The 23,275-nt window shown below is 72.9% G+C and carries 23 protein-coding genes; 9 read left to right on the top strand and 14 right to left on the bottom strand.

All coding sequences use genetic code 11. The annotated features are described in order from the left end of the window. Positions 1–34: 34 nt before the first annotated feature. Positions 35–880: a CbtA family protein gene (locus OG371_RS33895; protein ID WP_329059731.1), complete on the top strand. Its 846-nt coding sequence runs from the start codon at positions 35–37 to the stop codon at positions 878–880. Then, positions 877–1,563 (top strand): (2Fe-2S)-binding protein, encoded by a 687-nt coding sequence (locus tag OG371_RS33890; RefSeq protein ID WP_329059730.1) that lies wholly within the window; start codon positions 877–879, stop codon positions 1,561–1,563. Before OG371_RS33895 ends, OG371_RS33890 begins: the two co-directional genes overlap by 4 nt. Here OG371_RS33890 and helR read toward each other — a convergent pair. The 5 genes from helR to OG371_RS33865 all read right to left on the bottom strand — a co-directional run bounded on the left by helR (position 1,500) and on the right by OG371_RS33865 (position 8,537). After that, the gene (helR, locus tag OG371_RS33885; RefSeq protein ID WP_329059729.1) at positions 1,500–3,746 is read right to left on the bottom strand and encodes an RNA polymerase recycling motor ATPase HelR; all 2,247 of its coding nucleotides are present in this window, start codon (positions 3,744–3,746) and stop codon (positions 1,500–1,502) included. The two genes, OG371_RS33890 and helR, sit on opposite strands and share 64 nt — an antisense overlap. Before the next feature lie 473 nt (positions 3,747–4,219). Further along, entirely contained in the window at positions 4,220–5,443 is a 1,224-nt protein-coding gene (locus tag OG371_RS33880; protein WP_329059728.1) for a glycosyltransferase, read from the bottom strand. 126 nt (positions 5,444–5,569) lie between these two features. Next, on the bottom strand, positions 5,570–6,013 hold the full coding sequence (locus OG371_RS33875) for a MarR family winged helix-turn-helix transcriptional regulator (protein WP_329059727.1): 444 nt from the start codon (positions 6,011–6,013) through the stop codon (positions 5,570–5,572). Further along, on the bottom strand, positions 6,010–7,365 hold the full coding sequence (locus tag OG371_RS33870; protein ID WP_329059726.1) for an MFS transporter: 1,356 nt from the start codon (positions 7,363–7,365) through the stop codon (positions 6,010–6,012). Before OG371_RS33870 ends, OG371_RS33875 begins: the two co-directional genes overlap by 4 nt. 95 nt (positions 7,366–7,460) lie before the next feature. Continuing rightward, a complete protein-coding gene (locus tag OG371_RS33865) occupies positions 7,461–8,537 on the bottom strand; it encodes a YeiH family protein (RefSeq protein WP_329059725.1) in 1,077 nt (358 codons plus the stop codon). Between the two features lie 111 nt (positions 8,538–8,648). Here OG371_RS33865 and OG371_RS33860 point away from each other — a divergent pair, with 111 nt between their 5' ends. From OG371_RS33860 to OG371_RS33850, 3 genes are all read left to right on the top strand, one after another. Next, on the top strand, positions 8,649–9,416 hold the full coding sequence (locus tag OG371_RS33860; RefSeq protein WP_329059724.1) for a GntR family transcriptional regulator: 768 nt from the start codon (positions 8,649–8,651) through the stop codon (positions 9,414–9,416). Between the two features lie 265 nt (positions 9,417–9,681). Then, positions 9,682–10,110 carry a DoxX family protein gene (locus OG371_RS33855; RefSeq protein WP_329059723.1) on the top strand — a complete coding sequence of 143 codons (429 nt, stop codon included), beginning with the start codon at positions 9,682–9,684 and terminating at the stop codon, positions 10,108–10,110. A gap of 227 nt (positions 10,111–10,337) precedes the next feature. Further along, positions 10,338–11,327 (top strand): phosphatase PAP2 family protein, encoded by a 990-nt coding sequence (locus OG371_RS33850; RefSeq protein WP_329059722.1) that lies wholly within the window; start codon positions 10,338–10,340, stop codon positions 11,325–11,327. Positions 11,328–11,342: 15 nt separating this feature from the next. Here the strand turns inward: OG371_RS33850 and OG371_RS33845 are convergent, their stop codons facing one another. The 3 genes from OG371_RS33845 to OG371_RS33835 all read right to left on the bottom strand — a co-directional run bounded on the left by OG371_RS33845 (position 11,343) and on the right by OG371_RS33835 (position 13,638). Beyond that, the gene (locus OG371_RS33845) at positions 11,343–11,987 is read right to left on the bottom strand and encodes a phosphate signaling complex PhoU family protein (protein WP_329059721.1); all 645 of its coding nucleotides are present in this window, start codon (positions 11,985–11,987) and stop codon (positions 11,343–11,345) included. An 11-nt stretch (positions 11,988–11,998) separates the two neighbouring features. Continuing rightward, positions 11,999–12,352 (bottom strand): hypothetical protein, encoded by a 354-nt coding sequence (locus OG371_RS33840; RefSeq protein WP_329059720.1) that lies wholly within the window; start codon positions 12,350–12,352, stop codon positions 11,999–12,001. An 89-nt stretch (positions 12,353–12,441) separates the two neighbouring features. Continuing rightward, positions 12,442–13,638, bottom strand: coding sequence for an acyl-CoA dehydrogenase family protein (locus OG371_RS33835; protein WP_329059719.1), 1,197 nt, complete (start codon positions 13,636–13,638; stop codon positions 12,442–12,444). 151 nt (positions 13,639–13,789) lie between these two features. Here OG371_RS33835 and OG371_RS33830 point away from each other — a divergent pair, with 151 nt between their 5' ends. Continuing rightward, positions 13,790–15,175: a PLP-dependent cysteine synthase family protein gene (locus tag OG371_RS33830; RefSeq protein ID WP_329059718.1), complete on the top strand. Its 1,386-nt coding sequence runs from the start codon at positions 13,790–13,792 to the stop codon at positions 15,173–15,175. A 40-nt stretch (positions 15,176–15,215) separates the two neighbouring features. Here the strand turns inward: OG371_RS33830 and OG371_RS33825 are convergent, their stop codons facing one another. The 4 genes from OG371_RS33825 to OG371_RS33810 form a co-directional block, all read right to left on the bottom strand. Then, positions 15,216–16,022 (bottom strand): thioesterase family protein, encoded by an 807-nt coding sequence (locus OG371_RS33825; RefSeq protein ID WP_329059717.1) that lies wholly within the window; start codon positions 16,020–16,022, stop codon positions 15,216–15,218. A gap of 208 nt (positions 16,023–16,230) precedes the next feature. Continuing rightward, complete coding sequence (locus OG371_RS33820; RefSeq protein WP_329059716.1) at positions 16,231–17,010, bottom strand: SDR family oxidoreductase; 780 nt, start codon at positions 17,008–17,010, stop codon at positions 16,231–16,233. Between the two features lie 75 nt (positions 17,011–17,085). Then, complete coding sequence (locus tag OG371_RS33815) at positions 17,086–17,895, bottom strand: glycoside hydrolase family protein (RefSeq protein WP_329059715.1); 810 nt, start codon at positions 17,893–17,895, stop codon at positions 17,086–17,088. A gap of 98 nt (positions 17,896–17,993) precedes the next feature. Then, entirely contained in the window at positions 17,994–18,446 is a 453-nt protein-coding gene (locus tag OG371_RS33810; protein WP_329059714.1) for a MarR family winged helix-turn-helix transcriptional regulator, read from the bottom strand. Positions 18,447–18,595: 149 nt separating this feature from the next. Here OG371_RS33810 and OG371_RS33805 point away from each other — a divergent pair, with 149 nt between their 5' ends. Further along, positions 18,596–19,771, top strand: a complete 1,176-nt coding sequence (locus OG371_RS33805) for an MFS transporter (protein WP_329059713.1) — start codon at positions 18,596–18,598, stop codon at positions 19,769–19,771. Here OG371_RS33805 and OG371_RS33800 read toward each other — a convergent pair. Continuing rightward, positions 19,761–20,672 (bottom strand): LysR family transcriptional regulator, encoded by a 912-nt coding sequence (locus OG371_RS33800; RefSeq protein WP_329059712.1) that lies wholly within the window; start codon positions 20,670–20,672, stop codon positions 19,761–19,763. The two genes, OG371_RS33805 and OG371_RS33800, sit on opposite strands and share 11 nt — an antisense overlap. A gap of 104 nt (positions 20,673–20,776) precedes the next feature. On the opposite strand from OG371_RS33800, the gene OG371_RS33795 reads away from it, so the two are divergent. Together OG371_RS33795 and OG371_RS33790 are read left to right on the top strand one after the other, a co-directional pair. After that, a complete protein-coding gene (locus OG371_RS33795; RefSeq protein WP_329059711.1) occupies positions 20,777–21,556 on the top strand; it encodes an inositol monophosphatase family protein in 780 nt (259 codons plus the stop codon). 5 nt (positions 21,557–21,561) lie between these two features. Then, positions 21,562–22,299 carry an NAD(P)-dependent oxidoreductase gene (locus OG371_RS33790; RefSeq protein ID WP_329059710.1) on the top strand — a complete coding sequence of 246 codons (738 nt, stop codon included), beginning with the start codon at positions 21,562–21,564 and terminating at the stop codon, positions 22,297–22,299. Between the two features lie 10 nt (positions 22,300–22,309). Here the strand turns inward: OG371_RS33790 and OG371_RS33785 are convergent, their stop codons facing one another. Next, complete coding sequence (locus OG371_RS33785; RefSeq protein WP_329059709.1) at positions 22,310–23,218, bottom strand: alpha/beta hydrolase; 909 nt, start codon at positions 23,216–23,218, stop codon at positions 22,310–22,312. Positions 23,219–23,275: the final 57 nt, after the last annotated feature.

Raw genomic sequence — 23,275 nt, 5'->3', positions numbered from 1 at the left:
CGTCTGAGCCACACCAAGAAACGGGACCACCGACATGGAGAAGAAACTCCTCCTGCGCGGCGCGCTGACCGGCGCCTTCGCGGGACTGCTGGCGTTCGTCTTCGCCCGCGTTTTCGCCGAACCTCAGATCCAGGCGGCGATCGACTACGAGAGCGGCCGGGACGCGGCGCAGGCCGCGCTGGACCAGGCCGCCGGGCAGCCCGCCGCGGAGGAAGGCCCTGAGCTGTTCAGCCGCGCCGTGCAGGCCAACGTCGGCATCGGCGCCGGGATGATCCTGTTCGGCCTGGCCATGGGCCTGCTGTTCACGGTCGTCTACACCGTCTGCCTCGGCCGCGTCGGCAAGGTGCGGCCGCGCACGCTGGCGCTGCTGGTGGCCGGCGGCGGGTTCCTCGGGCTGTACCTGGTGCCGTTCCTGAAGTACCCGGCCAACCCGCCGTCCATCGGGCACCCGGACACCATCGGCGACCGCGGCGCGCTGTACCTGGTCATGGTCGTCGGCTCGCTGGTGTTCCTCGCCGCCGCGGTCTGGCTCGGCCGGCGGCTGGCCCCACGACTGGGGAATTGGAACGCCTCGCTGATCGCGGCCGCGGCGTTCGTGGTCGTGATCGGGATCCTGATGGCCGTGCTGCCGCCGCTCGGGCACCTCGCGGCGAACGTCGCCCAGTACGGCGTCCAGCCCACGGAAACCCCGCTGCCACTGAAGAATCCGGCCGGCGCGATCGTCTACCCGGGCTTCCCGGCCGACACGCTCTTCGACTTCCGCTTCAACTCGGTCATCGCGCAGGTGATCCTGTGGGGCGTGCTCGGGCTGTCGTTCGGCCCGCTCGCCGAACGGCTGATCGGCCGCGAGCGCCGGGCCACCGCCACGCAGGCCGCGTGACGGACGATTTCACCGGGCTCGGCCCGTTTTTCGCGGTACACACGCACGTCACGGGCGCCACGGCCACACCGCCGTGGCGCCCGCTCGACGAGCTGCTGACCGACGAGAGCATGCTCGGCGCCCGCATCGCCGGCGTCCGGACCGCCCTGGCCGGCGGCCGCCCGGACGACGCCGTCGAGTGGCGGGTCGCGGCGTCCGTGACCCACCTCGGCCTGGTGGCGCGGCTCCTGTCCCCCACGCTCGCGTTCGCCGTGCGCGACGGGACGGTGCTCGACCTCGCCGGGACCTGGTGGGAGCCGGTGCCGGGCGGCGCGGTCCCGCTGTCGGTGCGGCCGCCGTCCGGGCCGCCCCCGGACGGCGCGCTCGCCGACGCGCTGGCCGAGTCGGTCCTCGACGGCCCGATCCGGCGGATCACCGGGCTGTTCCCGTTGTCCGGCCAGGTGTTGTGGGGCAACGTGGCCTCCGCCGTGAACGGCGCCGCCACCATGCTGGCCGCTGACCGTCCTGAGTGGACGGACCGGGTGCAGACCCTGGCCACGGCGTTGCTCGACCAGGCGCCGCTGAGCGGTACCAGCACCCGCGCCGACGGCCGGTTCCGCCGGCGCAGCTGCTGTCTGATCTACCGCGTCGCTCCCTCTGGCACCGGCGGCGTCTGCGGCGACTGTGTGCTCACCCGATCTTGAACGGTGCCGATTTCCGTGAGCCCGCTCAGAGCCGGCGGCAACGGGCCCTGGTGCAGGACGCCGAGGCGCTGGGTCGCGCGGGTCAGCGCGACGTACAGCTCGGCCGCGCCGCGCGGACCGTCGGCGAGGATCCGGTCCGGGTCCACCACCAGGACGGCGTCGAACTCCAGCCCCTTGGTCTCCGATGCCGGGATCGTGCCCGGCACCCCCGGCGGCCCGATCACCACACTGGTGCCCTCGCGGCCGGCCTCGTCCCGGACGAACTCGTCGATGGCCTCGGCCAGCTCGTCCCCGGTGACCTGCCGGGACCACGGCTGGACGCCGCACGCGCGGACCGACTCCGGCGGCTCGGCCCCGGGCGCGAACTCGGCCAGCAGCGTGGCCGCGACGGCCATGATCTCCGCCGGGGTCCGGTAGTTCACCGACAGCGACCGGTAGACCCAGCGATCCGGCACGTACCGCTCGAGCATCGCGCCCCAGGAGGTGGCCCCGGCCGCCGACCGGCGCTGGGCCAGGTCGCCCACCACCGTGAAGGATCGGCTGGGGCAGCGCCGCATCAGCGCCCGCCAGTCCATTTCGGACAGTTCCTGGGCCTCGTCGACCACCACGTGCCGGTAGGTCCAGTCCCGGTCCGCGCTCGCCCGTTCGACCAGGGTGCGGGTGTCGGCCTCGACGAAGCGCTCCGCCAAGTCCCCGGCGTCGAGCAGGTCGGTGGCGACCAGCCCGATGTCCTCGTCCAGCTCCTCGCGGTCCAGTTTGAGGATCTCCATCGCGCCGGCGGCGTACTCGGCCTCGGCCCTCCGCTCGCGCGCGGCGGCCCGTTCGGCGGCCTGTTCCGCCGACTTGTCGTGGCCCAGCAGGTCGACCAGCTCGTCGAGCAGCGGCGCGTCCGACACCGTCCAGGCCGCCCCGTCGGCGCGGTGCAGGGCTGGGTCTGCGCCCGCCGCGCGCAGCCGCTCGGGTGACGCGTACAGCTGGGACAGCAGGGCTTCCGGGGTCAGCCGGGGCCAGAGCTGGTCGAGCGCGGCGGTGAACTCGGCGTCGTCGGCCAGCTCCTTGATCAGGTCGGCCCGCATGCTCTCCCACTCTTCGCGGTCGTCGCGGGTCAGCCAGCCCTTGCCGATCCGCCCGATCGCCCGCTCGGTGAGCACGTACGTGACGATCTCGGCGAACACCGCGCGCGCCTCGTTGTGCGGCTGCCCGCTCGCGCGTGCCTCGTCGCGGGCCCACTCGGCGGTCTCCGCGTCGATCCGCACCGTGACGTCCTTGAGCCGGATCGGGATCGGCTCCGCCGGCAGCTTCTGGCGGTCCGCGACCGCCGCCTTCAGCACGTCCAGGATCTTGAGCGAACCCTTGTGCCGCGCGGCTTCCGGCCCGTCCTCGGCGGTCACGCGCAGGCCCGGCACGAGGTCGCCGGCGGTCATGAACACCACGTCGGACTCGCCCAGAGAGGGCAGCACGCGGCCGATGTGGTCCAGGAACGCCGGATTCGGCCCGACCACGAGCACGCCGTGCCGTTCCATCCGCTCCCGCTGCGTGTACAGCAGGTACGCGACGCGGTGCAGCGCCACCACGGTCTTCCCGGTGCCCGGCCCGCCCTCGATGACCAGCACGCCGGGATGGTCGAGCCGGATGATCCGGTCCTGCTCCGCCTGGATCGTCGCGACGATGTCGCGCATGCCCTCCCCGCGCGGCGCGTTGACCGCCGCGAGCAGCGCCGCGTCCCCGTGCTCCCCCGCCCCGGGACGGCCGAGCACCTCGTCGGTGAAATCGACCACCCGCCGCCCGCGCGTGTGGAACTGCCGCCGCCGCCGCACATTCTCCGGACTGGCCCCCGTGGCCACGTAAAACGCCCGCGACGCCGGCGCCCGCCAGTCGAGCAGCACCGGCTCGTACGCCTCGTCTTCGTCGAACAACCCGATCCGGCCGATGTAGGCTCGTTCCCCGGAAAGCGCGTCCAACCGCCCGAAGCACAACCCGTCGTCGGCCACGTCCAGCCGCCGCATCTCCCGAGCCCGCGCCCGCACCTCGACGTCCCGCTCCATCGGCGTCCCGCCGTTACCCCCCAGCGCCGTCGTGTATTCCCCCTCCACCCGCGCCCGCTCCGCGTCGAGCCTCGCGTAGAGTCCGGCCACGTAGCCTCGCTCGGACTGCAATTCCTCTTCGTACCCCTGAGTTGACACAAACCCCTCACAGCGGCTATTCTGATGTTATCGACGGCGGGTATTCCACGGGTCTTTGAGGAAACTGTGGAAGACACGCCGATTTTTTATTGTCCACCCTTTGTCAAGCCCTGGTGGCGGGTGCTTGTTTCCGGGCCCGGTTGCGTCGGTGCGGAATGGGTGGGGCTTTGGTGCTGATGCGAGTCGGCGATCCTGCGGAATCCGGCTGGTTTGGTTCACTCGGACACAGGCAGTTCCTTCCGGCCGGCCTCACACTCGCCAGGTTCGCCTGGGCGCAGCCACTTCCTCCCAGCTGACCGCGCGCACGCCGAGGCACGCGCGCCCCTCTCCGCAGACCCGTACTCGCCGGGTCCACGCGCTCCCCCAGCCGAACCAGCGCCTGCCGAATCCGCCGGGGCACAAGCACTTCCCCCGGCCGACCCCACGCCCGCCCGGGCACGCGCAACTCCTCGGCCGACCCGCACCCGCCAGGGTCACCCAGGCACGTGCGCACCGTCCCGGTTGACCATCGCGACCAGTAGCTCCGCAGCCACCGCCGCCCCGTCGGTCCCGGTGGTAGCCGCCACGGCAGCAGCCCGGACCCGGATCTCCGGCGCCAGAGCCGTCCGGAGCGCCGCGGACAGGGACTCAAACGTCAGTGCCGGGCCGTCGTGGGCTACGCCGATGCCCAGGTCCGCGACCCGGCGCGCCCAGTACGGCTGGTCGGCCAGTTGGGGGACCACGACCTGGGGCGTGCCGGACCGGGTGGCGGTCGAGGTGGTGCCCGCGCCGCCGTGGTGGACGACGGCGGCCACGCGCGGGAACAGGGCCTGGTGGTTGGCCTCGCCGAGGACAAAACAGTCGTCCGTGTCCAGGGCCAGGTCGGCCCAGCCTCGCGAGGCGATCGCGCGGCGGCCTTGGGCACGGACCGCCTCGACGACCACCTTGGCCAGGTTTTCCGTGCCCTGCATGGGCATACTGCCGAAGCCCACGTACACCGGCGGCGCGCCGTCGGCCAGGAAAGCCTCCAGGTCGGCCGGGAGCCGGCGGTCGTCGCGCTGGAACCAGGCGCCGGTCTGCACGACAGCCACGTCCGAGCCCGCCGACCACGGGTCCAGCACCGGATCCGCCGCCAGCCATGGCCGCGCACCGATCACGTAATCCCGCACCTGCCCCACCGGCGCCAGCCCGTTCCTCACCCGGCATCCGTTCAACGCCTCCCCGAACAAGGCGTTGACGCTCAAGGCATCCAGCTCCCACAGCTCCCGGTTGTCCCGCACGCCCGGCGGGAACGGCCGCCCCGGGTACGCCATCGGCGGGTGGTCCGGGGAGGGCAGCACCAGCTTCTGGAAACTCACGTACACCGACGGAATGCCCACCTTCTCGGCCACCGACAGCGCACCCGCCGCGGCCGGCAGCATGCCCGTCGCCACCAGGACGTCACAGTCCGCGGCCGCGGGGGTGATCGCCTCGAACTGCGCGGCGATCACCTGGGCCGCGCGCTCGGGCAGGGACGACGGCGCCGCCACCTGCTTCATCAGCGAACGCGCCGAAGGGCCCACCGGCACCAAAATCACCCCGGCGTCAGCCAAGAGCGCAGAGAAGTCCGGCGGCGCGCACACCCGCACGTCCGCGCCCCGCGCCCGCAGCTGGGCGGTCAGCGCCAGCAGCGGTTCGACGTCTCCGCGCGACCCGTACGTCGACAACAGCACTCGCACTCGTTGTTCCCCTTTTCACCGAATTCCGGCTGAGGACGACGATTCTGCGGTACCACCCGGGTCTTGCGGCAAGCCCCCCGGTGCGCTATACCTTGGAAAGGGAAAGAGGTGAACGCTCCCCTTTCGCTACTCCTCCACCAGCTCGTCGATCGCCGCGACCAGTTCGCGCAGTGCGGGCAACGATGCGGTGAGCAGGTGCTGCCAGGCCGGGTGCAGCCGTTCCGTCGCCGCGTGGAGGATTTCCGCGTTGTGGGCCTGCCACTGCCGCACGGCGTCCTCGCCCGCGGGGGTCAGCGAGAGCGCGACGGTCCGCCGGTCCTCGCCCCCGCCGGTTCGCGTGACCAGTTCACGGGCGCGCAGGCCGTTGGCCATGGTGGTGACGGAGTTGGGCGCCAGCTTCAGCAGCTGCGCGAGCCGGCTCGGCCGCGCGCCCGGGTTCTCCCCGATGCAGGACAACAGTTCCAGCTGCGCGACCGAAAGCGGGTTGTCCGGGTCCGCACCGCGCGCCGCGCGCCGCATGGCCCGCCGGAGCCGGGCGACGACCTCGGCCAGCGCCGTCTCGTCGGTCACCGCGCGGTCCCCCGGACCAGCGCGCCCGTGACGCCGGCGAGCACCCCCGCCGCGGCGAGCACGCCCAGGGCCAGGGCCGAACCTCCATTCGTCAAAGGGCTCCAGTGGAGACACAACGTCACCAGTGCGACACCCAGCGCGGTGCCCAGCCCACGGGCCATGTTCACCAGTCCTCCTCCGGTCGCCGACATCCTGTCCGGGACCGCGCCCATGATGGACGCGTTGTTGGCCGGGATGAACAGTCCCAGACCCAGCCCCGCGACGAACAGCGACACCCCGGTCCACGGCCCGCTCGCGCCCAGCAGCGCGAGACAGCCCGCGACGGCGACCGCCGCGCCGACCACCGAGCGGGCACGGGTGGTGAACGCCGCCGGCAGCACGCGGTCGGCGGCCAGCGCGGCGACGGCGAACCCGGCCGGCAGCGCGGTCAGCACCAGTCCGGTCGAGCCGCGCGCGCCGCCGATCTGCGGCAGCAACGTCAGCGGCCCGAACAGCACGAGGTACCCGCACATCGCGCCCACCAGCCCGAGCGACACCGCCCGCGGCCGCAGCACCGAAAGCCGCACCACCGGGCTGCTCGCGCGCGCCTCCCGCCAGACGAACCCGGCCGCGGCGAGCACCGCGACGGCCACCAGCAGCGGCACCGGCAGCGGCAGGCCGGAAAGCCCGGACAGCGCCAGGAGAACCGCGGTCGTCGACGTCGCCAGCAGCGCGACCCCGGCGCCGTCGAACCGGCCCAGCGGCGTGCGCTCACGGGTGCGCGGCAGCAGCAGCCGCCCGGCGACCAGGCCGAGCACCCCGACCGGCACGTTGACCAGGAAGACCCAGCGCCACCCGGCCGTGTTCACCAGCAGCCCGCCGACCGCCGGCCCCAGCGCGAGGCCGAGCGCTTGCGCGGCCGCCTGCACGCCGAGGGCCGCGCGGCGCCGCGCCGCCGGGACGCTGGTGACGACGAGCGCGACGCTGTTGGCCTGCAGCATCGCCGCGCCGACCGCCTGCAGCACCCGGAACGCGATCAGCCAGCCCAGCCCGGGCGCCAGCCCGCAGGCGATCGACGCCGCGGTGAACACCCCGAAGCCGTAGACGTAGGTGAGCTTGCGCCCGGCCGCGTCCGCGATCCGCCCGACCGCCGCGAGCAGCCCGACCAGGCTCAGCAGGTACGACAGCGACACCCACTGCACCGCGGCCAGCGGCGCGGAGAACTCGGACTGCAGCGCCGGAAAGGTCAGCGTGACGATGCTGGCGTCGAGCTGCCCCATGAACGCGCCGAAGCACACCGCGCCCACCGCGAACCAGCCCGCGTTCCGGTGCTCCCGCACCACCCGCGGCCGAGGCCGCTCCTCCAGCAGCACGCCGGACACCTCCGAGTTCGTTCTTCAACAGAACTACATCTTCACCATAAACCCTAGATAACCGCGAAAGATAGTTCGGTGACCGAGTGAACAACTCAGATGGTGCCGGTGAGCGCCTGCAGCCCGAGGCTGCTCAGCGCCACCGCGACCCAGAGCAGCGCGCCGAGCAGCAACGGCCGGCTCCCGGCGCGGCGCATGTCCGCGAGCCGCAGCGACAGCCCGATACCGGCCAGCGCCGTGGTGATCAGGAACGTGCCCAGCGCCGACAGCGCGGGATGCCAGGACTGCGGGATCACGCCGAGGCTGTCAAGCGTCGCGGCGGCGATGAAGCCGATCAGGAACAGCGGCACGATCTTGCGCCACGGCATGGCGCGCAGGCTGAAACCGGCGCTCGCCTCACCGCGTTCCGCCGCCGCGAGACGGGCGTCGCGGCGCGCCGTGCGGACCGCCAGGAAGATCACGATCGGGATCAGCATCAGCGTGCGGGTGAGCTTCACGACGAGGCCGTACGAGCCCGCGTCGCCGCCGTACGCGAAGGACGCGGCCACGACCGAGGAGGTGTCGTTGATCGCGGTGCCCGCCCAGAGACCGAACGCGTGCGGGCTCATCCCGAGCAGGTGCCCGATCGGCGGGAACAGCAGCACCGCCGCGATGTTGAAGGTGAAGATCGTCCCGATGGCGTAAGCGACCTGCGCCTGCTTGGCCTTGATCACGGCCGTGGTGGCGGCGATCGCCGACGCGCCGCAGATGCCCGTGCCGACGCCGATCAGGATCTGCGTGTCGCCGCGCACGCCGAGCCACCGGCCGAGCAGCCAGGCCCCGCCGAGCGCGACGGCGAGCGTGCCCAGCATGACCGGCAGCGACTGGCCACCGACGCGAACTACCTGCTGCAGCGAAAGCCCGGTGCCCAAGACCACAATGGACAGTTGCAGCACCGGCTTGGCCGCCACCGCGTAGCCGGGCTCGAACCGCGGCGCGCGCAGGGCCGGCACGACGGCCGCGGCGAGCGCGCCGAGCAGGATCCCGAACACCGGCCCGCCGACGATCGGTACCAGCGTGCCCAGCGCCGTCGCGACCCCGGCGACGAGCAGCGCGACCACGAGCCCGGTGACACGCCGGACCGGCGGCCGCTCCGGAGCCGGCGCCGGTCGGGTCTCCTGGGTCGCCGTCATCGCGCTCTCCCTGCCTCAGTAAATGTACGTACATTTACGTTAGCGCATGTCCGGACATACGACCAGCGGTAGAGTCACCGGGAGACAACGCAGCGGAGCCGGGAGGGTGGCATGGCCGCACGCACGCTCGACCGGGTCGGCCCGGACCCGCTCTGGCGTCAGCTCCAGCAGGAGCTCCTGACCAGGCTGGATGCCGGCGAGTTCGCCGGCGGCTTCCCCGGCGAGCTGGCGCTGGTCGAGGAGTACGGCGTGAGCAGGCACACGGTGCGCCAGGCCCTGCGCCAGCTGCGCGCCGACGGGGTGATCGTCGCCGAGCGCGGCCGCCAGCCCCGGGTCGCGCCGCCGCCGGAGATCACCGTGCCGATGGGCGCGCTGTACAGCCTCTTCGCGTCCGTCGAGGCCGCCGGGCTCACCCAGCACAGCGTGGTGCGCGCCTTCGACACCCGCGCCGACGCCCTGGTCGCCGAGCGCCTCGAGCTCGAGGCCTCCACCCCGCTCGTCTACCTCGAGCGGCTGCGGCTGGCCGGCGACGAGCCGCTGGCGCTGGACCGCGTCTGGCTGCCCGCCGACCTCGCCGCCCCCCTGCTCGAAGCCGACTTCACCCACACCGGCCTGTACGCCGAGCTTTCGCGGCGCACCGGCATCCGGATGGACCACGGCCGCGAGGACGTGCACGCGGTCATCCCCACCGCCGCCGAGCGCAACCAGCTGCACTGCGCCCACGACGTCGCCGCGTTCTCCATCAACCGGCTCAGCCACACCAAGGGGCGTCCCGTCGAATGGCGGCACACCCTGGTCCGCGGCGACCGGTACGCGCTCACCGCCGAGTTCTCCGCGAACGCCGGCTACCGGCTGCTCGCCCCGGCCACCTCGGCCTGACCCACCCCTGCCGCGCCCGAATAAGGGTCACGACACCCGGTCCGGGCCTTATGTTTCGTCGAAGTATCGGCAATTCACCAGTCGAGACGGGACTTTCGCAGGTATCGAGCCGCCGTACCCGACCGGTATATCTGAGTGCTCCCACCACAACCGCGTCCGTTCAGCGCTGACCGGACCACTGGTCTGGACCACTTGACCACCGTCGCCCGACCGGCGGCACGTCCCACTGGCCGGTACCCCGTTCACTGTCCTTTGTGGAGGAAAAATGCACCGGCTGGACGCGACCCGCGAGCACGCGATCGGGCTCTTCCGCATCGTCATCGGCTTCCTCTTCGCCTGCCACGGCGTGAAAACCATCTTCGGCGTGCTCGGCGCGCACGGGGCCGCCACGGTGGGCACCTGGCCCGGCTGGTGGGCGGCGCTGATCCAGCTGGTCGGCGGCACCCTGGTCTGCCTCGGCATCGGAACACGGGCCGCGGCCCTGATCGGCTCCGGCTCGATGGCCTTCGCCTACTTCACCGTGCACGTGGCCAACGGCCCGTTCCCGATCCAGAACGGCGGCGAGGCCGCCGCCCTGTTCAGCTGGACGCTGCTGGTCCTGGTCTTCACCGGCCCCGGCCGCTTCGCCCTCGGCCGGGTCCTGTCCGGGCTGCTGACCACCACCCGGACCGCCCCGACCGCGGTCAGCTCCTGACCCGCCTCCGGGGAGCGCCGTCGGGGCGCTCCCCGGAGGCGCAGTTCTCCCCAGCGCCTGATTTCTCCCGCGCCTGATCTCGCCAGCGCTCCACCACACCGTCACTTCACGCCGTCCACAGTGGACAGAACCCCGCTGCGCCGAGCTTGATCACGAGGTCGTAATCTCGTGCTCTTCAGCTGAACACGGCATGGCCACCCGGCGAACAGACGGTGAAGGAGAGCTGAATGACGACTGCGTGGAGTCACGCGTCGAGTTCCGGCAGCGGATTGTACGACGCTATCACCAGCCTCGGCGTCCACAGCCCCGGCTTCGTCCAGGGGCTGCTGCTGGCCTACACGAAGTACGGGCTGCTGCTGGTCGTCCCGCTGGTGGCGCTGCTGTGGTGGCGGGCGCGCGCGAGCGGCTCGGCCGAGCGGATGGCGCTGGCCCTGCTCGTCCCGGCCGGGACGCTGGCCGCGTACCTGTTCAGCGAGGTCCTCAAGACCATGGTCCACGAGGAACGGCCGTGCCGTGGGCTGCCCGTGGACTCCTACATCGGCGAGTGCCCGGCCCCCGGGGACTGGTCGTTCCCGAGCAACCACTCCGTGATCGCCGCGTCCGCTGCCCTCGGCGCCGTGTACGCGTGGCGACGGGCGATGCCCTGGCTGCTCTCGCTGGCCGCGCTGATGGCGTTCTCGCGGGTGTTCGTCGGGGCGCACTTCCCGCACGACGTGCTGGGCGGGCTCTTCTTCGGCGCGGCCTTCGCGTGGCTGGCACACCGGTTCGCGCTCGATCGCGCGACGGGGCTGGTCGAGCGCTTCGCCGGCCGCGTGCCGTGGCGGCTGCTGGGCACTCCCCCGGAGCCCGCCGAGCCGTACTCAGCCGACGACGACCGCACCGAGCTGATCGACCGCGTGCCCGCCGGGCGGCCGTCGGGCGACGGACGCGGTAATCCCGTTGCCGGGCGCCGGAATCCCACTGCCGACCGACGGACGCGTCCGCTGCCGGAGCCCCGCCTGTCGCAGCCGGACCAGCACCTGCGCCAGCCCGATCCGCAACGCCGGTCGCAGCCGCAACCGCCGCGCCAGCCGCAGAGCCAGCCTCGACCGCAGGCCCAGCCGCCTCGCCGGGCTCTCGCTCAGCAGCAGCCGGTGGACCGGCCGGTCCGTCCGCGCCCCGACCAGCCGCCGCTCCCCCGCCAGCGACCGCAGCAACAGCCGCCGCGGCCACGCTGAGCCGGAAGCCGGACGTCAGTCGGGCAGGTCGCCCGTCGCGGCGAAGTCCAGGCGCTTGGCGACCGAGACGGTCTGGTCGGCGAACCGCTCGTAGAACCGGGTCACCAGCGTCAGCCCGACGGCCGTGCGCTGGTCGTGCTCCCAGCCTTCGGCGGTGATGGTGGCCAGGACCCGCGCGTGCAGGGCGTCGACGGTCTCGTCCGCGTGGCTCAGCTCGGCGTGGCCGCCCTTGGCACCGGTCCGCACCAGCTCGGCGATCCGGTCGGCCATGTGCGACGTGGCCTCGCCCAGCTCCCGGAACACCGGCTCGAGCTCGGCGGGCACCACGTGGTCCGGGTGGGTGCGGCGGGCCATGCTGGCGACGTGCGCGGCGAGGTCGCCCATCCGCTCGATCTTCTCCGCGCAGTAGACCACCGCGAGCACCAGGCGCAGGTCACCCGCCACCGGAGCCTGCAAGGCGAGCAGCGAGTACGCCTCCTCCTCGCAGGAAGAGCGCAGGTCGTCGAGCTCGCTGTCCGCGCTGATCACTTGTTCGGCGAGCCGCAGGTCGGCGGCCAGCAGCGCCCGGGTCGCCCCGCGCATCGCCTCCGCCGCGCCCTCGGACATCGCGGCCAGCCGGCCGTGGAGCCGGCCGAGGTCGTCCTGGAAGCCTTCACGCATGTGAGGCAACGTTACCGGCGGCCCCCGCGCCACCCGGCGTCGGCCACGACCTGGTCCGCCGCTTCACCGTCCGGGCGGACGGCGAAGTCGAACGAGTGCCCGCCCTCATGCCCGGCGGGCACCCGGCAGCGTTCGCCCCCGTCGGCCGCGATCGCGCAGGCCGCGCGGCTCTCCAGCACCCGGCGGCCCGGCCACCAGCGCAGCCACCACCCGTCCTCGACGGACGCCGCGTGCTCGTGGCCGTGCCCGGCCTCCAGCTCACAGGTCAGCGACGATCCCGAGCCACGGGCGGCGACGCTCCGCAGCACGGACCGCTCCCGCCCGGAAAGCTCCACCGGCTCCAGGCACAGCGCACGATCGGCCATGGCCGACACCCTAGGCGCCGCCGCCGCGGCCTGCGCCCCGAACCCGGTTTTCCGGGGAAAACCGCAGGTCGCCCGGCGCCGCGCGGGGATCAGGTGTACCAGGTCGGCTCCGGCAGCTCGCCGAGCAGCGTGTACGCGCCGACCTCGCGGCGTTTGTAGGCCACCGGATCGTGCAGGGAATGCGTGCGCAGGTTGCGCCAGAAGCGATCCAGCCCGATCTTCGACGCGCTGGCCCGCGCGCCGGTGACCTCGAAGACCTTGGTGCCGATCTCCAGCCCGGTGTCGATCACCCGCTGCTTGGCGGCGGCGATGAGCACCGCGATTTCCCCGCGCGCCTGCGGGGTCACCTCCTCGCGCGGGGCGTGCAGCACGCGGGAGATCGCCGCGCCCGCCTTGTCCACCAACGCTTCCGCGGCCCAGAGTTTCGCTTGCAGGTCACCGTAAGCGTCGAGGACGTACCACTCCTCGGCGGCCGATTCCTTCTTGTCGCCGCCGTACGGCCAGGCCCGGGTGTGGCCGCGGGTGTAGGCCGCCGCCGTTTCCAGGGCGCCCTGGGCGATGCCGAGGTAGAAGTTCGCGAAGACGAGCTGGATGGCCGGCACGTTCAGCGTGTTGTAGGTGAGCGGCCGGAATTCCTTGTCCACGTACCCGGCGGCGCTCGCCCACGGCACGCGCACGCCGGTGATCGACACGCTGCCGGATTCGGTGAGCCGCTGGCCGATGTTGTCCCAGTCGTCGTGGAAGACGATGCCCTCCTGCGCCGAGGGCACGATCGCGAAGATGTGGTCTTCGGTGCCGGTGAGCACGCCTTCGAGCACGGTCAGGTCCGAGACCTTGCTGCCGGTGGAGAACGATTTTCGTCCATTGTAGACGATCTCGTCACCTTCGTCGGTGATCGTCAGATCCCCGTCACGCGGGTTGACCGCGCCGCCGAAGAGGTAGTTTTCGCTGGTGTACAGCTCTTCCACGGCCGCGATCTGCGCCTCGGTCGCGACCAGCCGCGCCGCCCACGCCCACAGGTAGTGGTAGCCGAGCAGCTGCCCGATCGAGCCGTCGCCGCGCGCGACCTCCCGGATGACGCGGTACGCGGTGTCCCAGCTCTGCCCGCCGCCACCGTGCTCCCGCGGCCCGAGCAGGGTGACCAGCCCGGCCTCCTTGAGCAGCCGGACCTCCGCTTGCGGCGTCTCGTTCGCCCGGTCGCGCTCGACCGCGTCGACCGCCAGCTTGTCCGCGACGTCCTTCGCCACGGCCAGCCATTCCGCGGCACCCTTCTCCGTACTGACCACAATGGACTCCGTTCCGATCGGGGGTGAGACCCCGATGGTTTCCGCGGTTCTCCCGGCGCGTCAACGGATTCCGGGCGCTGGGAAAGCGGGGTTTGTTCGCAGGCACAATGGCACAAAGACACCAAGCCGCGATCACGGCTAGGCTGGCCCGGTGACTGAAACCGAGGTGGACGCCTTCGATTCGGTGCTCGACGCGATCGGGGGCACGCCGTTGATCCGCCTGGCGCGCGTCGCGCCCGAAGGCGGAGCGCCGGTGTACGTGAAAGCCGAGTTCCTGAACCCGGGCGGCAGCGTGAAGGACCGGGCCGCGCTGTCGATGGTGCTCGCCGCGGAGCGCAGCGGGGAGCTGAAGCCGGGCGGGCACATCGTCGAGGGGACGTCCGGCAACACCGGCATCGGCCTCGCGATCGTCGCCGCGCAGCGCGGCTACCGGCTGACCGTTGTGGTGCCGGACAAGAGCAGCCGCGAGAAAACCTTGATCCTCCAAGCGTACGGCGCCGAGGTCGTGGTCACGCCCGGCGCGGTGCCGCGGGAGGACCCCGCGCACGTCTCCCAGCTGGCGCGGCGGATCGCCGAAGAGAGCGGCGGCTGGCTGGCGAACCAGTACGACAACCCGGCCAACCCCGCGGCGCACCACGAGGGCACCGGCCCGGAGATCTGGCGGCAGACCCGCGGGCGCGTCACTCATTTCGTCGCGGGCATCGGCACCGGCGGCACCATCAGCGGCGCCGGTGCCTACCTGAAAGAGGCCAGTGCGGGGCGCGTCCGGGTGATCGGCGCCGACCCGGACCACTCCGTGTACTCCGGCGGCGACGGCAGCCCGTACTTCGTCGAGAGCATCGGGCACTACCTGCACCCGGACACCGCCGAGGACCTCTGGCCCGAGTCCTACCACCGCGACGTGCTCGACGTGGTCGAGCCGATCGGCGACCGCGAGTCGATCCTCACCGCCCGGCGGCTGGCTCGCGAGGAGGGGCTGCTGCTCGGGGCGTCCGCGGGCACCGCCGTCGCCGCGGCGCTGCGGCTGGCCGCCACGCTCTCGCCGGACGACCTCGTGGTGGTCGTCGTGCCCGACTCCGGGCGCTCGTACCTGTCCAAGTACTACGACGACGAATGGTTGCGCGGCTTCGGTTTCCTCGAGGACGTGCACGACGAGCCGACCGTCGCCGAAGCCGCTGGCCCGTGTTCGTGGCTGCCCTCGACGGCCTCGGTCGGCGAAGCCCTCGACCATCCTGGCCCGGGCGAGCTGTGGGCGGTGACGGTGCCGCGGCCGGGCGTCACGGGCGCACCGGCGGCCGCGGAGGTGACCGGCACCCTCGACGTCCGCCGCCTGCGCGCGGCCGAAGCGGCCGGCCTGGTCCGGCGCGAGGACCCGATCACCGGCCAGGTCACGGAGCCGCTGCCGGCGGTCGGCCTCGGCGAGAGCCGGCGGGCGGCCACGGCCAGGATCGGCGCGCACGACGCCGCGTGGGTGCTGACCGACGGCCGGGTCACCGGTCTGCTGCTCGGCGCCGGGAAGCCGGATCCGACCGGCTGACCAGGCTTTCCGGGCTGCTTTCCCGGGCTGCCTTTCCGGCTCAGTCCAGCCGGATCCCGGCCAGCTGCGTGGACTGCACGACCAGCCGGCCCGTCCGGTCCCAGACGAAACACGACTCGTCGACGCGCCCGTCGGCGATGAGCTGCGCGCGGTGCAGCACCCGGACCGGGCCGGGCACCGGGCGCGCGCGGACGTAGGCGGTCAGCTCGAAGGTCGGGACCCAGCCGCTGACGGCGATGTCGAAGGTCGCGGGCGGAAAGGAGTCCACGGCGAACAGCAGCGAAACCGGGTCGAACGGCTCGTCGCCCGGCAGGCTGAGCCAGCCGCGCAGTTCGCCGAGGCCGCGCGGGCCCTCGAGGAACGTCCGGCCGCTCTCCGGGTCCAGCCGGGCCGCGATCTCGTCGAAGATCGCGGCGGTGATCCCGGTCGGGGTCCTGCCCGGCACGCGGATGCCGCCGGCCGGGTCGGTCAGCTGCGGGTCGGGCACGCCGCCGGCCCAGCGCACCTGGCTTTCCGCCGGCAAGGTCCCGAGGGTCAGCAGCGCCTCGACGCACGGCACGCCGTCCTTCACCAGCCGGGCGCGCACCTGGCTCGCGCTGCGGCCGGCGCGCAGTGGCTCGATCTCCACCTCGGCGGGGCCGGCCTCGGGCGAGCGCAGGTAGTGCGCGCTGGCGGCGAGGACGTCGTGATGCGGGCCGACGGCGCCCGCGGCCCGCCCGATCGCCGCCAGCAGGTAACCGCCGTTGAGCCGGCCGCCGATCGTCCACTGCGAGCTGAGGTCGACGTCGAAGACGTGCTCGGACCGCTGCTTCACGGCGGACACCGCGGCGAACGTGGTCGTGCTCACGAGGCCTCCCGATTGGAGTGGGTTGCACCACGCAACTTAGCCGCCCCGACCTGACCTGTCCCGGGAAGTGAGACGGAGGCCACCGGCGGCCCCTTTCCCGGCGAACCCGGCAAGGACTCCTTACCGGCGCAGGACGCAGGCAAGGAGTCCTTGCCTGTCTTCGGGGCAGGACGCGGGCAAGGAGTCCTTGCCGTACTTCGGCGCCGGATCAGAGCACGCCCGGGTACGCCCCGCCGTCGATCAGCAGGCTCTGCCCGGTGATGAACCCCGCGCGGTCCGAGCACAGGAACGCGCACGCGGCGCCGAATTCCGCCGGGTCGCCGAACCGGCCGGCCGGGATGCCGGCCCGAGCCTGGTCCGCGGCCTCGTCCATCGAAAGCCCCTGCGCCTCCGCGGCCGCCGCCTGGCCCGCGCGCAGCCGCCGGGTGTCGAACGAGCCGGGCAGCAGGAAGTTGATCGTCACGTTCGCGTGGGCCACCGACCGCGCCACGCCGGCGAGGAAGCCGGTCAGCCCGGCCCGCGCGCCGCTGGACAGGTCGAGCCCGGCCAGCGGCATCTTCACCGAGCCCGAGGTGATGTTGACGATCCGGCCGAAGCGGCGCTCGACCATGCCGTCCACCACCTGCTGGACCAGGCGGATCGGCGTGGCCATGTTCGCCTTGACCCCGGCGAGCAGCGCCTCCTCGTCGACCTCGCGGAAGTCGCGGAACGGCGGCCCGGCGTTGTTGTTCACCAGGATGTCGACCGGGCCGGCGGCGGCGAGCAGCGCGTCCTGCCCAGCGCGGGTGTCCAGGTCGGCCGCGACGGCGACCACCGGTGCCCCGGCCGAGGCCGCGATCTCCTCGGCCGCCTGTGTGGTCGAGGACTCCGTCCGCCCGTTCACCACCACCGTGCAGCCGGCCCGCGCCAGTTCGACGGCGCACGCGCGCCCGAGCCCCTGCGTCGACGCGCACACCACGGCGGTCCGGCCCGCCAGCCCGAGATCCATGTCGGCGATCCTAGTGCTGAGAAAGGGCTTGTGAGTGTTCATGACGGTTAGAACCGTCATGAACACTCACGAGCCCTAGCCCGCTGCGCGGTAGGCGACGCCCGTTTCGTTCGGCGTGGTGCCGGTGTACAGCCCGGTCGGGCTGGTCGTGGTGGACAGGGAGAACCAGGCGTAACGCTCCACATAGGACAGACCCTGGAGCATCGCCGCGGACTGGGCAGCGAAGTCGGCCTGCTCGGCCGAAGACGGGTACCGCGGCGGCGACACGGAGAAGTCGGTCAGCGCGTACTCGGTGACCCAGATCGGGAGCTGGTAACGGTTGTGCACGGCCTCGATGTACGACTGGAGCTCCCCCGTGGCCGCGCTGGAGAAGTCCCCGCCGTACCAATGCAGCGGGATGAAGTCGACGCGGTAGCCGCGCGCCCGCGCCCCGCTCATGAACTGGTCGAGCCAGCCGCCCGCCACGTCGCCGCCGAACGCCACGGCGGGCGCGCCGAGCCGCAGCCCGGTGCCTTCCAGCTGGGGCCACAGGCTCAGGGCGGTGTCGACGGACATCTTCGCCTGGCCGTCGAGGTCCGGCTCGTTGAACCCGAGCAGCGTGGTGCCGTTGGCCTTGGCCGCGTCGAGCTGGGCCTGGGTCACCGAGCCCTGGCCCCAGATCATCGGGACGAACTCCGCGCCGGGCGGCGCGCTGATGCCCTGCGGGTCCGACGCCCAGGTGTAGAACCAGCCCGCCCGCACGTCCGAGAGCGCCGCGGTCACGCCGTCGAAATTCGCCGCGCTGACACCCTTTTTCACCCCGTCCGCGCCGGCCGGGCCGGTCGCCGAGCCGAGGGCCACGAGCACAGCCGCGACCACTGCGAGCAGCTTCTTCGCCGAGCGCATGAGCGACGTCCTTTCGCCGGGGACCCCAGCGTTTCAGCCGCGCGGCGCGGTGTCTTCGTGGTCGGCCCGAAGGGTTTCGCCACCAAGACGCAGGACGGTCAGCCGCGCGCCAGCGTCTGCTGGGTCACGGCCTCGACCAGCGAGCGCAGCTCCGGCATCTCGGCGGCCTCCTCCAGCGCCTCGCGCAGCGCCGTGTCGTGCGTCGGCCGGGCTTCGGCCAGCAGCGCGCGGCCGGCGTCGGTGACCTCGGTGTAGATGCCGCGGCGGTCGTCCTCGCACAGGTAGCGGGCGAGGTAGCCCTGCTTCTCCAGCCGGGCGACCAGGCGGGTGGTCGCGCTCTGGCTGAGCACCACGGCGCGCGCGAGCTGCTGCATCCGCATGTGCCAGCCGTCCTGGCGGCTGAGCAGGTCGAGCACGCTGTACTCGCTCACGCCCAGCTTGTGCCCCGCCTGCAGGCCGCGCTCGATCCGGCTCTCCAGCCGGGCGTGCAGCGCGGCGAGCGTGCGCCAGCCCTGGGCGCGGGCTTCCTCGGCGTCGTCGGACAACGACATGGCCTGACCTCCTTCGGCGCCGGCACCACGGTCCGGCCGCCGCCGAGTTTAACCGATCACACCTGTAGTCAGCTCTGGCATATATCAGGCGTGTGCAACTATTGTAAGCGACGGTAGTTCTCACGCACACAGTCACAGGAGGAAGCACCATGCCGCTCGCTCTGCTCGCGCTGGCCATCGGCGCGTTCGGCATCGGCACCACGGAGTTCGTGATCGCCGGGCTGCTGCCCGAGGTCGCCGCCGACTTCGGCGTGTCCATTCCGGCGGCGGGCTGGCTGATCACCGGTTACGCGCTGAGCGTGGCGGCCGGCGCGCTGCCGATGACGGCGCTCGGCACCCGCATCCGCCGCAAGCACCTGCTCCTGCTGCTGATGGCCCTGTTCATCGCCGGCAACGTGCTGTCCGCGCTGGCCCCGAGCTTCGGCGCGCTGATGGCCGGCCGGATCGTCGCGGCGCTCACCCACGGCGCGTTCTTCGGCGTCGGCGCCGTGGTGGCCGCCGACCTGGTCAAGCCCGAGAAGAAGGCCAGCGCCATCGCGCTGATGTTCACCGGGCTGACGCTGGCCAACGTGCTCGGCGTGCCGATGGGCACGTTCATCGGCCAGGGCCTGGGCTGGCGCGCGACGTTCTGGGTCGTCGCCGGGCTCGGGGTGCTCGGCCTGATCGGCGTGGCCGCGCTCGTGCCGGACACCGCGCTGCCGGTGAACGCCCGCATCGGCGCCGAGTTCGCGGTGTTCCGCCACCCGCGGGTGTGGCTGGCGATCGGGACGACGGTGCTCGGCTTCGGCGGCGTGTTCGCCTCTTTCACTTACATTGCCCCGATGATGACCGAGGTCGCCGGGCTGCCGCAGGGCGCGGTCAGCTGGCTGCTGGTGCTCTTCGGCGTCGGGCTGGTGCTGGGCAATCTGCTCGGCGGCCGGTTCGCCGACCGCGCGCTGATGCCGACGCTGTACACGGCGCTGGCCACGCTCGCCGTGGTGCTGGCCGTGTTCGCGTTCACCGCGCACGCCGCCGTGCCCGCCATCGTGACGCTGTTCCTGTTGGGCGGCTTCGGTTTCGCGACCGTGCCCCCGCTGCAGATGCGGATGCTGGCCAGTGCCGAGGCGGCCCCGACCGTCGCTTCGGCGGTGAACATCGGCGCGTTCAACCTCGGCAACGCGCTCGCCGCGTGGCTGGGCGGCGTGGTGATCACGGCCGGTTACGGCTACGCGTCGACCAACTGGGTCGGCGCCGTGATGACGGTGCTCGCGCTCGGCCTGGCGCTGCTGTCCGGCCGGTCCGACCGCCGCGCGGTCGCCCGGGAGGACCGGCTCGTCACCGCTTGAGTCGGTCCGGCGCGACCACGGTTTCCAGCGCGCGCCGGACTTCGCTGCGGAGCCACGCGTGGGCCGGGTCGCTGTCGTGCCGGTGGTGCCAGGCGAGCACCACCGGCACCGGCGGCAGGGTGAACGGCAGCGGCCGGACCACCAGGCCCCGCTTCGTCCACAAAGGACGGCACACGCGCTCGGTGACGACCGCCACCAGGTCGCTGCCTGCCGCCAGGTCCAGCGCGGCCGCGCTGGTGGGCAGCGACGCGATCACCCGGCGGCTTAGCCCGAGCTCGGTCAGCGCCTCGTCGATGGCGCCGTGCCGACGGCCGCGGCGCGAGACCGACACGTGCGCGGCGGCGGCGAACCGCTCCGGCGTGAGGTCGCCTTCGGCGAGCGGGTGACCGCGCCGCATCGCCGCCACCACCCGGTCCGCCCCGATCGTCTCGGCCGCGATCTCGGGCCGTCCCGGCCGGGTCGCGCCGACCTCCAGGTCGACGTGGCCGCGCGCGAGATCGGTGCTGTCGGCCGAGGTTTCGGCCAGCAGCCTCAGCCCGGCCCGCGGGGCCGCCTCGGCGAGCGCGCCGACCAGCAGCGGCGCCAGCGCGTCGACCAGCGCGTCGTGCCCGCGGACGGTGAACACGCGCTCGAGGCCGTCCAGGTCCAGCTCCCGCGTGGGCGTGAGCACGGCGGCGGCGCGGCGGACCAGCTCGTGCGCCTCGTCGCGCAGTTCGAGCGCGCGCGGCGTCGGGCTCATCGTGCGGCCGGTGCGGACCAGGATGTCGTCGCCGGTCGCCCGCCGGATCCGGGCCAGGGTGCGGCTCATCGCCGGGGCGGAGAGCCGGAGCCGGTCGGCGGCCGCGGCGACGCTGTTTTCTTCGAGCAGGGCGTCGAGGGCGACGAGCAGGTTGAGATCCACCTGCACGAGGGTAACTGTTGAGTTGCCGAGATTGCACTGGAAGTCATGACTGGACGGCCATAGCGTCGGGGGCAGGAGATCACCGAAACCCCCGGAGGCACCTCATGAACCTGCACACCGCCGTCGCTGAAGCCGCCAAGAAGGCCGGCGCACGACTGCTCGCCATCCACTCCCCCGACGCACGCCCGGCCGACCGCGCCGCGATGGCCGCGACGGTCCGGCACAACGACGCCGTGGCCCTCGACGGCCTGCGCGCCGACCTGACGGCCGCCCGGCCCGGCGCCGGCTGGGTCGAAGAAGAACACGAGACGACCGGGCTGCCACCCGGCGAGTGGTGGGCGGTCGACGCGGTGGAGGGCAACGTCAACCACGTGCACGGCTTGGCCGAGTGGGCCGTGACCGTCACCCTGCTGCGAGACGGGGAGCCGGTGCTCGCCGTCGTGCACCAGCCGGTCGGCGACCTCACCTACACCGCCGCGCGCGGCGAGGGCGCCTGGCTCAACGCGGCGCCGCTGCGCGTTTCGGCGAAGCGCGACCTCGACGCGGCGATCGCCACCACCGGGCAGGCCGAGCCCGGGCAGGAGCGCACGTACCGCCGGATCGGCGATTCGGTGACGGCCATGCTCGGACGTGCGCTGCTGGTGCGGGTGGCCGTGCCGTCGACGTTCCCGCTGCTGCTGCTCGCGAACGGCCAGAACGACGTGTTCTGGCAGTACGAGCCGGTGCTGTCCGGGATCGCCGCCGGGGTCCTGCTGGCCACCGAGGCCGGGGCGGCGGTGACCCGGATCGACGGCTCGCCCTGGCGTCCCGGCAGCCCGGACCTGCTCGTCGCGGCGCCCGCGCTGCACGAGGCCGCGGTCACCGTCCTGTCTGCAGTGGACTGATCACCATGGAGCTGACGATCCTCGCCGCCTCGGGCGGCACCGGGCTGGAGCTGACCCGCCAGGCGCTGGCCCGCGGGCACACCGTAACCGCCATCGCCCGGCGACCCGAACGCATCGACATCGGAGCAGCCGGGGCTGCCAGAACTACCGGAGCCGCACGAGCTACCGGGGTCGCCGGGGCTACCGGGGCTGCCGGGGCTGCCGGGGCTGCCGGGGCTGCCGAAGCCACTGTGAACTCGGCGAACTCGGGGCGGCTGCGCCGGGTGGCCGCCGACGTCCACGATCCGGAGTCCGTCGCCCGGGCCCTGCGGGGCGCCGAGGTGGTGCTGTCCGGCCTCGGCGCCGCCGCCGGCGGCCCGTCCGGCACACTGACCGCGGGCGCGCAAGCAGTGCTGGCCGCCCGCCCCGGCCGGGTGCTGTGGCTGGGCGCCTTCGGCACCGGCGCGTCGGGCGCCGCCGCGGGCCCGGTGACCCGGGCGTTGCTGAAATTGTTCCTGCGCAAGGAAATCCCCGACAAGGTCGGCGCCGACACCGCGATCCTGGCCGCGGGCGGCACCGTGTTCCACGCCGGTCCGCTCTCGGCCGGTCCGGTGAGCAGCACCCGCCGCACCCTCGGTCTCGGCGACGTCCCGAAGCGGCTCTTCCCCGCACGGATCAGCCGCGCGACCGTCGCCGCGGCCATGCTCGACGAGGCGGAATCACCCCGCTTCACCGGCATGACCGCGGTCCCACTGGAACACTGAACACACCGGATCAGGCGGGAGCAGTCCGCGCCGGAGCCAGAAGATGCTGCCGCAGAAAGAAAACCTCGGCGTCGACGACGTGCTCGTGCTCGTCGAGGAACGGCGCGTAGTGGCCGCCGGGCACCCGCACCAGCTCACCCCGGGGCGCGCGGCCGACGGCCACGACGGCCGGCTCCGCGAGGGCCGACCGGTCCTGGTCGGCGACGACCACGAGCAGCGGGCAGGACACGCGCGGCGCCGCGCGGCCGGGGCGGTACAGCGTCATCCGCAGCGCCGAGCGGGCGGCCGCGGTCTGCTCCCAGTCCGGGTACCGTTCGGCGCGCAGCGCGCGCTCGCCGTCAAGCGAGTCCGGCGTGGTCAGCAGCGCCACGGTGCCGGGCGGCCCGGCCAGCGCTACCAGCCGCGGGCGGAGCCCGATCAGGCTGCCGAGCGCGTCGAGGATCCCGCGTCCGGTGAACCGCAGCATGGTCCACGGTTTCTGGTACCGCGCGGCATTGCGGGCGGTGGCCGGGCCGTCCGCGTTCGGCGTCTGCGCGATCGCGGCCGCCAGCCGCGGATCCTGGGCGGCCACCAGGAAAACGTGGCCGCCGGACGCGGAGAACCCCCAGATCCCCACGCGCTCCGGGTCGACCCCCGGCAACGTCCGCGCGAACCCGACCGCGGCGTGCCAGTCGGCCAGCTGCTCCCCCACCCGCGTGACCTGGCGCGGCTGTCCGCCGCTCTCGCCCTGGTGGCGGTAGTCGAAGGCCAGCACGCCGAATCCCGCCTCCTGGAACCGGTTCGCGAACAGGTCCGTGCCGGGCTCCTTGGTCACGCCGAAGCCGCCCGCCATGACCAGGCACGCGCCGTTCGTGCCCGGGTAGTGCCAGGCGACGCACTCCGTCCCGTTGCTGTCGAACCTGACTTTTTCGCGCTGCATGACTGCCTCCCGGACTTGTCTCGCCGAGAGAAGTGAACCACGTGGTTCGCAAACTGT

Source organism: Amycolatopsis sp. NBC_01480 (genome assembly GCF_036227205.1).
Classification (GTDB): Bacteria; Actinomycetota; Actinomycetes; order Mycobacteriales; family Pseudonocardiaceae; genus Amycolatopsis.
The sequence above is the reverse complement of the archived record's forward strand: the minus strand, read 5'-3'. Positions and strand labels throughout refer to the sequence as shown.